The sequence below is a fragment of the Hymenobacter fodinae genome (assembly GCF_004745825.1).
GTDB lineage: Bacteria > Bacteroidota > Bacteroidia > Cytophagales > Hymenobacteraceae > Hymenobacter > Hymenobacter fodinae.
This window is the reverse complement of the sequence record NZ_SRLA01000008.1, coordinates 43,400-55,482: the sequence shown is the minus strand read 5'-3', so window position 1 is coordinate 55,482 and position 12,083 is coordinate 43,400. Positions and strand designations below refer to the sequence as shown.

The window sequence follows — 12,083 nt, the reverse complement described above, 5'->3', positions numbered from 1 at the left end:
ATTTCTGGGGCGGTAGGGGAGGAAAGGGGCTTAGCCGCCGAGCTAGGGAGGCCAGAGTAGCAGTAGAATACTATGTAAACCTTTCCCATAATTTTGCAGTTGACCTGTACCAATGTTCCGACTCCAGACCCATTCCCGACGCGCGATGGCGACCTCCTTACTGGTGGTCTTCCTCAACGTGTTCTTTGGGCAAGTCTTCTGTGCGTTGGTAATGCCAGCGGCCCCGGCTCAAGCCATGGCGTCGCACAAGCACCCGGCCGGCACGCCGGCGCATGAGCACCCGCAGCCAGCGTCGTCCAAGCACCAAGCGCCCCATTCCCATGGGGCTGGCCTCAACGCGACGGCGGCTCACCACCACGACGAGCGCGAAGCCCCCGCTTCCGGGACCTCGCACCAGCACGGCCCTAAGGGTGCCTGCTGCCAGGATGATGCCGCAACCGTATGGTCCTCGCTGGCGCATCCGCCCAAGGCGGGAATTGAGAAAATGGCGTTCATGCCGGTGGCTCTGCCGCCAGCACCCCTGACCGTAGTGTTCCGCTTTCAGCAGTGGGACCGTTCGCGTCCCGTGCTGCTGGTGGCGCGGCGGCAATTAAAGCCCAAAATACCCGATATCCGCATTTTCATCCAGTCGCTGACTGTCTGATTTTTCCGACGCGCTAAGGCTCGCGCCGGCATAGCTGTGCTATGTCCGGGGCGGGCCTTTTCGTTTGCCCGTCGCGCGTGGTCCGGCCGCGCCCCTTCCCCTTTTTCTTCCTGGTTTTTTCCTCCCGGCAATGAAGAGTTGTTGCGAAGAAGCTGGTACGCCGCCCCGCCGAGGGCCGGGCCGTCGCCTGCTCTCCTACTTGCTCTACGCCGTGCTGGCCGCCACGCTGAGCTTCGTGCTCTGGCAGCAGTGGCAGGCCTAAGCACTGGCTGGAGCCCTGGGCCGCCCTGAGAAGCGCCCCCCCCCCTTTTCATCACTCATTTCCTCCCCCATGCATCGCGTACCCCTTTCGCTGCTGGCCCTGGCCAGCGTCCTGACCGTGGCCGGCTGCTCTTCCGAAACCGAGTCGAGTAGCGCCACTAACACCGTAACCACGCCCACGGATGCGCCAGCCGGCGCCGGGGCGGATCACGGCGCCGGCCACACCTATGCCTGCCCCATGCACCCCGAGGTGACCAGCACCAAGGCCGGGGAGACATGCCCCAAGTGCGGCATGAAGCTCGAACACAACGATCAGGCGGCCGGCAACGGCAAAGCCTACGCCATGAAGTTTGAGCCGCAGCCCATGCAACTCACGGCCGGGCAGCCCTCGCAGCTCGTCTTCACCCCCCAGGAAGTCGGCAACGAGGCCGCGCCCGTGCCCCTGGCCCTGGTGCACGAAAAGAAAATTCACCTGATCATCGTCAGCAAGGACCTGGGCCAGTTCTACCACGAACACCCCGACTATACTGCCCAGGGCAACTATAAGGTCACCTACACTTTCCCCAAGGGCGGCGACTACGTGCTGTTTCAGGACTACACGCCCACGGGAGCTGGCCACCAGCTGGGCCGCCAGCCCATCACGGTGCAGGGCCCGAAGTACGCCCCGGTAACGTTCAAAAATGATGACATGCAGTGGGAGCAGGATGGCTACCAGGCCACGCTCTCCTTTGACAAGCCGCTCACCACGGGTCAGCTGCTGGGCATGAGCATCACCATCCAAAAGGACGGCCAGCCGGTCACTGACCTGGACAACTACCTCGGTGCCCTGGGCCACGTGGTGGTCATTAGCCAGGACACGGAGCGCTACCTGCACGTGCATCCCAATGACCAAGCCGACAAAGGCCCGCGGATCGGCTTCAACACCAACTTCGAAGCTCCTGGCCTCTACCGCGTCTTCCTGCAGTTCAACCACGGCGGTAAGATCCATACCGGCGACTTCACTATCAACGTGAAGGGCACGGCCGCTAGCTGAGGCATCCCTGTTTAGTTCCCTTTTTACAAACCATCCAACCCCATGAAAAAAACCACTTTTTTCCTCGCCACCCTCTGTTCCGCGTTGCTGTTGAGCAGCTGCAACAATGAGAAAGCTGATGCCACCACTGCCACGGAAAGCACCATGGAAACCGCCACCACTGATGCTGCGGCGGGTTCCGGTTCGATGGCAGGCATGGATCATTCAAAGGTGAGCAGTGAGACCTCCACCAGTGAATCTCCCATGCTGATGGCCATGAACGATATGATGGCCAAAATGGACGCCATGAAGATGAAGGGCAACACCGACCACGATTTTGCCCACATGATGCTGGAGCACCACAAAGGTGCCCTAGCCATGGCTGACCTCGAGCTGCGCGACGGCAAGGACGCCACCATGCGGCAAATGGCCGAGAAGATCAAGGCTGATCAGCAAAAGGAAATCAGTGAGCTGGAGCCCATTGCTGAGCGGCTAGACTCCGCCCCCAATAACTATAAGCCAATGGATCCGATCGACCCCTTCACCAGCAAGATGAAGGCCTCCATGGACGGCATGATGCAGAACCTGCCCAGCATGGTGGCCGACCCGGACATGAACTTCAACATGATGATGACGGTGCACCACCAAAGCGCCGTGGACATGGCCAAAGCCGAACTGGCGCACGGCAAGGACACCAAGCTCAAGGAGATGGCCCAGATGATGATTGACGCCCAACAGAAGGAAATCGCCGAATTCAAGGCCTGGCACGGCAAAAACGCCGACAAAATGTAATCCGGGTGGCCGGCGGCACTGGCGAAAGAAGCCTATTGCCGACCACCTCACTCCTCCCCACTGCCCATTCGATATTCTTCTCCTCCATGAAGCTTTTCAGCATTTCCCTGACGACCGCCGCTCTGTTTGCCCTGGCTCCCCTGGCCTCGCAGGCCCAGCACTCGCACGCCGGTGGCAAGCCGGATGCCCACACCGCACCTGGCGAAACCCACGCCCACGTAGCCCCGCACGGCGGCGTAGTACGCTCGGCCAACCCCTACCACATGGAGCTGGTGCAGCACACTGGTGAGTTGCACATCTACCTGTTGGCCGATAAAAATGCCTCCGTGCCCAGTAAGTCGCTCTCGGGCACGGTGATGGTGCAAACCACCGACAACAAAACTATGACCGTGACGCTGGTAGCTGGTGGTACCGACCACCTGGTGGCCAAACTGCCCGCCGGGACGAAAGTGCGCACGGCCATCGTCAGCCTGAAAGCCGATGGCAAAGCCATTAACACCCGCTTCGACAAGCTCGACGCGGGGGCTCAGGGTAGCAAGGCGGTTGGCGCCGCTTACGAGTGCCCCATGAAGTGCGAAGGCAGCGCCAGCTCGAAGCCTGGCACCTGCCCAAAGTGCGGCATGGCCCTCGTGAAAAAGGCCTAGGCGGAGCCTGCTTCTCGGACGCCCGGCGTCCGAACCCTCTCCGTCTCGGGCCGCTCGCCGCTGCAACGGTGGGCGGCCCCATGACGGGCTCTAACCTGACAATATGAAGTTTCTAAACCTGAAATGGGCAGCGCAAGGGCTGCTGGTGCTGGCGCTGATTGGGTTGCTCCTAGAAGACGCGCGGGCCCAAACCGCCATCAGCCTCGACAGCGCCGAAGCCCTCACGTTGCGGCGGCACCCACGGCTGCGGCAGTCTGATCGCGAAATCGAGGAGCAGCGCGCGCTCAAACGGGGCTCCTTCGCACCCGCCAACCCGGACTTTCTGTTCTCGGCGCCCACGGGGGAAATGTGGGCCCCCGGCGTAGTACAAACCATCGACTTGCCTAACGTCTACCGGCGCCAGCGCCAAGTGGCCCAGGCAGGTGTTACCCTGGCCGAACGCAACCGCGAGGTGAGCCGGGCCAGCGTGCTGCGCGATACCCGCCTGGCCTACCTCAGCCTGCAGTTTGCCGAGGCGCAGGTGCGACAGCTTACCTATCAGGACAGCCTGTTTCGCGCCCTGCGCGTGGCCACCGAGCGCCTGTTCGCCGCCGGCGAAGTCACCTCCCTGCAGCGCATCAGCACCGACGCCGAGGCGCGGCAGGTGACCGTGCAGCTGCAGCAGGCGACTGCCGACCAGCGCGCCGCCCAGCGCCGCCTGGGCTTGCTGTTGGGCCAACCCACTGCGGCCCTGACCACCACCACCGACCTGCGCCGCACCGGCCCCGAACTGGGGCAGGTGGGTGGGGCGCTGCTCAGCAGTCTGCCCACCGAAGACAGCACCGCCCTGGTACGTAGCCCTACGCTGGCGGCTGCCACCCAGAACGTGGCCTTGAGCCAGTCGGGCATCAGCTTAGTTCGAGCCCGGCGCACACCGGCTCTGACGGTGGGCTATCAGAATCAGGGGTACGATTATTCGCCTACTCGCTACCGCTTCCAGTTTGGGGTATCGGTTCCCATCTGGTTCTGGACCTACCGCTCGCAGCTGCAGGCGGCTACGGCTCGCTCCCAGGCCGCCAACTATCAGCTCCAGGCCCAGCGGCTGGAGTTGAGTGGACAGTATCAGCAGGCCCTAGCTGACTCGCGCAAGTTTGCGGCCTCGCTGGGCTACTACGAACAAACCGGTCTGCCCCAGTCACAGGCCATTATCAGCCAATCCCAGCGCCTGTTCCGCGCCGGGGAAGTCAGCTACCTACAGCTGATTTTGAGCCTGAACCAGGCGTTCGCCATTCAGAATACCTACCTGACCACCATCCGCGACTACCGCCAGGCTTTGGTCGAGCTTAACTACCTGCGGGGCGAATAACCGTCAATCCTCATGAAACAACTCCTGATTTTGCTGCTGGGCCTGCTGCTAAGCGCCTCTGCCTCCGCTCACGGGGGCGAAGACCACGGCGACGGCGCCAAAGCATCGACGCCAGCCGGGGCCACGTCGTTTTCCGTCGCCGCGCTCTCGGAACAGTTTGAGGCGCTGCTGCGCTACGAGCCGCTGGAAGGGGGTAAGCCGGCCGATCTGCGCCTGTTCCTCTCCGACTACGCCACCAACGTCCCTCTCCAAGGCGCCAAGCTCACGCTTACCAACCCGGAAGATGCCAACCTGAAGTGGGCGGTGACCGAACAGGAGCCGGGGGTGTACCTGGTGGAAGGCCAGTTCCCCGCCAACAAGACCTACAGCTTTGCGGCCAACATTGTGGTTGGCGACAAAGCGGACTTGCTGCTGCTGGAAGGTATCAACGTAGGGGAGAAGCTGCCGGTGGCGGCTGCCACTTCCACTGTGACCCCATCGCTTTTTTCCTCCTGGAGAACCATCCTGGCCGTGGTGGGCGCCTTCGTGCTCGGCATCGCCCTGACAGCGTTGCTGCTGCGCCGCCGGCGCCAATCCCCGGATTCAGTGCTGCACACTTCGGAGCCGGCTTTGACTGCCCGCCACCGCACGCCCATTTCTTAATCATTCAGGATATGAAGACCCACTATAAATTCCTGGCGGCCACAGCCGCAGCTGGCTTCGGATTGACCGTGCTGTTGCCTCCGCCGGGTACGGTACAGGCGCACGGGGGGGAAGACCACGGTGGCGAAGCCAAAGCCAGCACCGGCGTGGCCTTGACCGATGAGGTATTGCTGCCCAAAGAAAGTCAGTTTCTGTTTCAGGTACGGACCAACCTGGCCGAGTACTCCACCACCTATAGCCGGGCCACGCTCTACGGCACGGTATCGGCGGCAGCCGGGGGCGAAGGGCGAGTCGTCGTGCCCCAGGGGGGGCGCATCGTGAGCCTCTCGGCGCAAGTGGGCCAATCCGTGCGGGCCGGGCAGACGCTGGCCGTTATCGAGCAAACCCTGGATGCTACCCAGCAGATTGGACTCAGCACCGAGCGGGCTAATGCCCAGGCCGAATTGCGCGCCGCCCAACAAGACTATGCCCGGCTGCAGAGCATCGCCGACATCGCGGCCCGCAAGGACGTGGTGGCGGCCGAGCTTCGCCTGCGCCAGGCCCGGCAGAACGCCAGCATTTACAACGGGCAGGGTCAGCAGCGCCGAATATCCATTACCTCGCCGGTGAGCGGCACGGTGGACGTATTCAACCTGGCCGTGGGCCAGCAGGTAAACCAGGGCGACGAGCTGCTGCGGGTATTGAACCCGGGTAAGCTGCGGGTGGAAGCTCAGGTGTTTGCCCAGGACTTGGCTAAGATCACGCCCGGCGCGCAGTTCCGCGTGGAAGGCCTGCAGGGGCAGGCCGGTGTATCGGCCCGGCTCGTGGTGTTCTCCAACGTGGTGAACCCCGTGAACCAGGCCCGCCAATTGGTGCTGGAGCTGGACGCTACCGAGAGTAGTGCCTACCGCGCGGGCCAAGCGGTGAACGTGCAGGTCGTAGGTCAGACGGGTGGGGGCCGGCCCCAGCTGGTAGTACCCACTTCCGCTATCACCGACCTCAATGGCAAACCCGTCGTGTTCGTGCACACCGAGCCCGAGCACTTTAAGATTCGCTTTGTGCAGCCGGGAGCGGTCAACGGGCAGCAAACGGTACTGCTGCAAGGCCAGGTCAACGAAAATGACCGGGTAGTGACCGCCGGCACTTACCAGCTCAAGTCCATTTACCTCAACCAATAGTGCCCCCTACCCGGTGGCCTCACGCTCCGTCCGCTTGCCATGAAAAATCGCTTTGCCTTTGCCGCTTTGCTTGCCCTACTGATCCTTACCGCCGCCACGGCACAGGCCCAGACGGCCCCCGCCGCCGGCTCCGCTGCCGATGAGGCCGCCGTGAAAATGGTGCTGACCAAGTACCAGCAGGCCGTGCAAAAACTCGATACGACGGGCACCCACCGCCTGTTCGCACCTAACTCCCAGGTGTTTGAGTCGGGCGGGGTGGAAGGCACCTACCGCCACTATGCCGAGCACCATCTGGGGCCGGAGTTGAAAGAGTTCAGCGCCTTCACCTTTAGCGACTACAAGGCCGCCGTGCAGGTCGACGGTCCCTACGCCTTCGCGACGGAGACTTACACCTACACGATCAGTCTCAAGAACGGCCCCCAGGATAAGCAGGCCAAGGCGCCTGTTGTCCGCCGCGGGGTGGCCACGTCGGTGCTGCGCAAAAACGCCGCCGGCCAGTGGCAGATTATGAGCACCCACTCCTCGGCTCGCACCCCCCGTCCTAAAAAATAAGCAGTCCGGTGGGCCTGGGCTACTTGTCCGGGACGCTGCCGATTCCGGGAGGGGAGGGGCCTTCCGGCCCCCTCGCTTCTTCCTTTTTTGCGCTAACAACCGATGCTCGATCAGATAATTCGCTTTGCCCTGCAGAACCGCCTGCTGATGCTGGCCTTCGCCCTGGGCCTGCTCATTGCCGGCACCTACACCGCGGGCCAGCTGCCCGTGGACGTGCTGCCCGACCTGGACCGTCCTCGCGTGACGGTATTCTTAGAAGCCCCGGGCATGGCGCCCGAGGAAGTGGAGGCCCTGGTGACACTGCCGGTGGAAACGGCCCTGAACGGAGCCACCGGCGTGTCGGCGGTGCGCTCCAACTCGGCCATCGGCCTGGGCATGGTGTTCGTGGAGTTCGACTACGGCACCGATATTTTCACGGCCCGCCAGATTGTGAGTGAAAAGCTCCAGACCACCGGCGAGCAGCTGCCCCAGGGCGTTACGCCCGTGCTGGGGCCCATTTCCTCGGTTATGGGCCAGATTATGCTGGTGGGGCTGTCGGGCGGAAAAGAAACTAATGCGGCTGATTTGCGCACGCTGGCCAACTACACCGTGCGCCAACGCCTGCTCTCCATACCCGGCGTGGCCCAGGTCATTCCCATCGGCGGCGACAATCTGCAGTACCAGGTCTTGCTGGACATGCCCCGCCTGAATGCCACCAGCCTGACGGTAAACCAGGTGGAGGAAGCCTTGCGCCAGTCCAACTTGAACACCACCGGCAACTTCTTCGATCGCAACGGCTCGGAGGTGCTCATCCGCAACCTGGGCCGCCTGCGCTCGGTCAAGGACATTGAAAACATCATCGTCGGCTACCGCGACCAGTCCCCGGTCCGCGTGGCGGACGTGGCCAACGTGGAGTTCGGGGCCCGCTTCAAGCGCGGCGACGGCAGCGTGAACGGTAAGCCCGCCGTCATTCTGAGCATTGAGAAGCAGCCGGGGGCCGCCACCGTGGGTCTCACGCAGGCCGTGGAGAAGGCCCTGGTCGAGCTCAAGCCCTCTTTGCCCAAGGATGTGCAGGTAAATACGCGCCTGTTCAAGCAGTCGGAGTTCATTGATTCCTCCATTACCAACGTGGAGGAGGCCTTGCGCGACGGGGCCATTCTCGTGGTCATCGTGCTGTTTGCTTTCCTGCTGAACGTGCGCACCACCTTTATTTCCCTGGTAGCTATTCCCTTGTCCCTGCTGGTCACGGCCCTGGTGTTTCGCCTGGCCGGCATTAGCATCAACACCATGACGCTCGGCGGGCTGGCCATTGCCATCGGGGAGCTCGTGGACGACGCCATCGTGGACGTGGAAAACGTGTACCGGCGCCTGCGCGAAAACAAGCAGCGCCCTGATCCGCAGCCGGTGCTCAAGGTCATCTACGCCGCCTCCTCGGAAGTGCGCAACTCCATCGTGTACGCCACCATCATCGTGGTGCTGGTATTCCTGCCCCTGTTTGCGCTGGAAGGTATGGAAGGCCGCATTTTCGCCCCGCTGGGCATCGCCTACATCACCAGCATCGTGGCCTCGCTGTTCGTGTCGCTGACCGTCACGCCGGTGCTCTGCTACTACCTGCTGCCGAAGATGAAGCAAATGGACCACGCCGAGACGGACGGGCCGCTGGTCCGCTGGCTGAAAAAGAAGGATACGCGCCTGCTGGGCTGGGGCCTGACTCACCCTAAGCTTATCCTGACTTCTACGGCCTTGCTGTTTGTGCTGGCCGCGGCCATGGTGCCGTTCTTCGGCACGGAGTTTCTGCCCCCCTTCAACGAAGGCTCCCTGACGGTCAACTTCTCGGCCCCCGCCGGCACGTCGCTAACGGAAAGCAACCGGTTGGGCACGCTGGGCGAAGAGCAAATGCTCAAGATTCCGGAAGTGGCCTACACGGCCCGCCGCACCGGCCGCGCCGAGCTCGATGAGCACGCCGAGTCGGTGAACAACTCGGAAATCGAGGTAGCCTTCAAAACGGAGGAAGAGCTAGAGAAGGAGGGCAAGACCATGCGCAGCCGGGACGAGATTCTGGCCGATATGCGCCAGAAGCTCAGTCTGATCACGGGCGTCAACGTGAACATCGGCCAGCCCATCTCGCACCGCCTTGATCACCTCTTGTCGGGCGTGCGTGCCCAGGTGGCCATCAAGGTGTTCGGCAATGATTTGCTGGAGCTGCGCCGCTACGCCAATGAAATCCGCACGGCGGCCGGCACGGTGCCGGGCGTGGTGGACCTACAGGTCGAGAAGCAGGTGCAGATACCGCAGCTGCTCATCCGGCCCAAGGACGACGCCCTACGAGCCTACGGCATGGCCCGGGGCGAAGTGGTGCGTGACCTGGAAACCCTGTTTCAGGGCGCCGTGGTCTCGCAGATGCTCGACGGGCAGAAGCGCTTCGACTTGGTGGTAAAACTGCCGGAAGCGCAGCGCAACGACATCGCGGCCATTGGCCAGACCCGCATTGAGACGCCCACGGGCGCCATGATTCCCGTGAGCCAGGTGGCGGATGTCATCTACGAGCCGGGGCCCAACACCGTCAACCACGAAAATACCCAGCGCCGCATTACCATCTCGCTTAACGTAGCCGAGCGCGACCTGGGCTCCACGGTGAAGGAGATTCAAGCCAAAGTCAGCCAGCAGGTGAAGCTGCCGGCGGGCTACTACCTCACCTACGGCGGGCAGTTCGAGAGCCAGCAGTCGGCCTCGCAAAAGATTCTGTGGCTGAGCTTGTTTTCGCTGGCCGGCATCTTCCTGGTGCTCTACTCGCACTTCAAGTCCACCTACATGGTGGGCCAGATTATGCTTAACATCCCCCTGGCCCTGATTGGCTCGGTGGTGGCGGTGCTGCTCACGGGCAGCACGTTCAGCATTGCCTCGCTCGTGGGCTTTATCACGCTCACCGGCATTGCCTCGCGCAACGGCATCATGATGATTTCCCACTACATCCACCTCGTGGAGCATGAGGGCGAGACCTTCGGCAAAAAGATGATCGTCCGCGGCTCGCTGGAGCGCCTGGTGCCCGTGCTGATGACGGCGCTGGTAGCGGCCCTGGCCCTGGTGCCGCTCACGCTGGCCAAGGACGCCCCGGGCAAGGAAATCCTCTACCCGGTGGCCACCGTCATCCTCGGAGGGCTGCTCTCGTCCACCTTTCTCGACATCATCGTCACGCCCGTGGTGTTCTGGCTGGTAGGGGAGAAGGCCTTGACCCAGTATTTCGCCGCCCATCGGGAAGTAGGCCTGGATGAGCACCCGCAGGAACTGGATGCGCAGCCGCTCACGCCCCCGGGCGATCAGACCGATTTGTCCCCGGCCCTGTAGCCCTTGTCCCATGGCCTCCACGCTCCTGTATGTCCGGCATATGGTCTGCTCAAAGTGCATCCTGGTAGTGCGCGAACTCCTCGTGGAGTTGGGCCTGGTGCCGTTACGCGTGGAACTGGGGGAAGTGGAACTGCTGGGCACCCAGCAGGTCATTGACTGGGCCCGACTGCAGCAGCGTCTGGAAGCGGAAGGCTTTGCCTTGCTCGACCGGCTCTCCCCCCAGCAGCGCCTCGTAGTGCAAATCAAGGAAGTAATTGCCGAGCTGCTGCGTAAGGAGCCCGCCGCGCTACGTAGCGGACACTTCTCCCGACTGCTGAGCGAGCGCCTGCAGCGACGCTTTGCTTACCTGAGCGACGTGTTTTCGGCCACCGAAGGACTGAGCCTGGAACAGTACGTCATCCGGCAGCGCGTGGAAGAGGCCCGGTGCCTGCTGCGGGATGGTACGCTGCCCGTGGGGCGCATTGCTACAGTACTGGGATTTAGCAATCTGGGCCACCTCTCCAGGCAGTTTCAGCGCGCAACGGGGCTTTCTCCCAGCGAGTACCGCCGCCAGTGCCTTCTGCAGGCTTCCGTCGCTACACTTTCTGATTCGGGTGCAAGCGGCTAAGGCCTTGTAGGGTTCGGGTTCTTGCTAAAATAGCACCTTGACGGGGTAAGCCGAGAAAGCGGCTTGCAAAAGTGGAGCCGAGTAAATTATGCAGGTAATCGGCTTTAATCGTGCACAACTACTGGCTGCACGGCAAGTATATACTGGAAATTATTCATCCTTAACCTTCCAGTATCATGCACACTCAAAACCAGAACCTGCTCGACGCCCTCAATGCCTGCATCGCCTCGTGCGAACACTGCGCTACCGCCTGCCTGCAAGAGCAGGATGTGCGCATGATGGTCCGCTGTATTAGCCTGGACCGGGACTGTGCCGACATCTGCGCCCTCACCGCTCGTCTGCTGGCCCGCGGCTCTGAGCACGCCCAGCACCTGCTGCGCGAGTGCGCCGAAATCTGCAAGGCCTGTGGTGACGAATGCGAAAAGCACGGCGCGCATATGCAGCACTGCCGGGAGTGCGCGGAAGCCTGCCGCCGCTGCGAGCAGGCCTGCCGTCAAGGTTTGAACGCCTAGACTACCTGACACCAAAAAAGCCAGCTCATGTGAATTGAGCTGGCTTTTTGCATTTGTATGAGTGTAATGTTGCAAGCAATAAACCCGATAGTACATTTCTTACTATTTGACGGGATTTTACCTTTGAACTAATCACGCGGTGCCCTAATACCTGTAGCGGCTCACCCCCTTCCCAGACTTGCCCGATACTGCGCAGCCCTGCTGTTAGCTCTTTACGGAGACCAGTGCGGTGACTTGAATGGGACGATCTCCCAAGAATCAGCAACTGGCTCAGCTTCTTATCTGCTCGCTTTTCATCTGCTCGCTTTTCATCTGCTCGCTTTTCATCTGCTCGCTTTGCCACTTAGAGCATGGTCTACAGATGTAAACGCCACTTCTCCCATGGTTTGTGCTCATAATTCGGAGTTTGGGTGTGGCATGCCTGGCAGTAGTGACCCGTGCATTATCCTTCTCTTACCTGCCACTGCCCGATAGGTGGTAATGTCGGGGCGCGCACGCTTGGCTGAAAGCTTACTGATTTTCGATGACTGCCTTTTACCTCTTACCCTTATCACGACAATCGTGTGGGTATTCTACAAAAAGTAGTGTAGCG

The 12,083-nt window shown here is 61.8% G+C and carries 12 protein-coding genes; all 12 read left to right on the top strand.

Annotated elements, in window-relative coordinates; translation table 11 throughout:
- The first annotated feature begins 145 nt into the window (after nucleotides 1-145).
- The 12 genes from EU556_RS25170 to EU556_RS25120 all read left to right on the top strand — a co-directional run bounded on the left by EU556_RS25170 (nucleotide 146) and on the right by EU556_RS25120 (nucleotide 11,491).
- A complete protein-coding gene (locus EU556_RS25170) occupies nucleotides 146-643 on the top strand; it encodes a hypothetical protein (RefSeq protein ID WP_135437012.1) in 498 nt (165 codons plus the stop codon).
- Nucleotides 644-773: 130 nt separating this feature from the next.
- Complete coding sequence (locus EU556_RS26735; RefSeq protein ID WP_262709687.1) at nucleotides 774-905, top strand: hypothetical protein; 132 nt, start codon at nucleotides 774-776, stop codon at nucleotides 903-905.
- 69 nt (nucleotides 906-974) lie between these two features.
- Nucleotides 975-1,937: a heavy metal-binding domain-containing protein gene (locus EU556_RS25165; RefSeq protein WP_052381918.1), complete on the top strand. Its 963-nt coding sequence runs from the start codon at nucleotides 975-977 to the stop codon at nucleotides 1,935-1,937.
- Nucleotides 1,938-1,979: 42 nt separating this feature from the next.
- Nucleotides 1,980-2,708 (top strand): DUF305 domain-containing protein, encoded by a 729-nt coding sequence (locus tag EU556_RS25160; RefSeq protein WP_052381919.1) that lies wholly within the window; start codon nucleotides 1,980-1,982, stop codon nucleotides 2,706-2,708.
- Nucleotides 2,709-2,794: 86 nt separating this feature from the next.
- Nucleotides 2,795-3,352, top strand: a complete 558-nt coding sequence (locus EU556_RS25155; protein ID WP_052381920.1) for a heavy metal-binding domain-containing protein — start codon at nucleotides 2,795-2,797, stop codon at nucleotides 3,350-3,352.
- 103 nt (nucleotides 3,353-3,455) lie between these two features.
- Complete coding sequence (locus EU556_RS25150; protein WP_044019241.1) at nucleotides 3,456-4,697, top strand: TolC family protein; 1,242 nt, start codon at nucleotides 3,456-3,458, stop codon at nucleotides 4,695-4,697.
- A 12-nt stretch (nucleotides 4,698-4,709) separates the two neighbouring features.
- On the top strand, nucleotides 4,710-5,339 hold the full coding sequence (locus EU556_RS25145; protein WP_135437011.1) for a hypothetical protein: 630 nt from the start codon (nucleotides 4,710-4,712) through the stop codon (nucleotides 5,337-5,339).
- Nucleotides 5,340-5,350: 11 nt separating this feature from the next.
- Nucleotides 5,351-6,496, top strand: coding sequence for an efflux RND transporter periplasmic adaptor subunit (locus EU556_RS25140; RefSeq protein ID WP_135437010.1), 1,146 nt, complete (start codon nucleotides 5,351-5,353; stop codon nucleotides 6,494-6,496).
- 39 nt (nucleotides 6,497-6,535) lie between these two features.
- Nucleotides 6,536-7,048, top strand: a complete 513-nt coding sequence (locus EU556_RS25135) for a YybH family protein (protein ID WP_135437009.1) — start codon at nucleotides 6,536-6,538, stop codon at nucleotides 7,046-7,048.
- Nucleotides 7,049-7,150: 102 nt separating this feature from the next.
- A complete protein-coding gene (locus tag EU556_RS25130) occupies nucleotides 7,151-10,372 on the top strand; it encodes an efflux RND transporter permease subunit (protein WP_135437008.1) in 3,222 nt (1,073 codons plus the stop codon).
- A 10-nt stretch (nucleotides 10,373-10,382) separates the two neighbouring features.
- Nucleotides 10,383-10,979 (top strand): AraC family transcriptional regulator, encoded by a 597-nt coding sequence (locus EU556_RS25125; protein WP_071884652.1) that lies wholly within the window; start codon nucleotides 10,383-10,385, stop codon nucleotides 10,977-10,979.
- A 176-nt stretch (nucleotides 10,980-11,155) separates the two neighbouring features.
- Nucleotides 11,156-11,491 carry a four-helix bundle copper-binding protein gene (locus tag EU556_RS25120; RefSeq protein WP_071884653.1) on the top strand — a complete coding sequence of 112 codons (336 nt, stop codon included), beginning with the start codon at nucleotides 11,156-11,158 and terminating at the stop codon, nucleotides 11,489-11,491.
- Nucleotides 11,492-12,083: the final 592 nt, after the last annotated feature.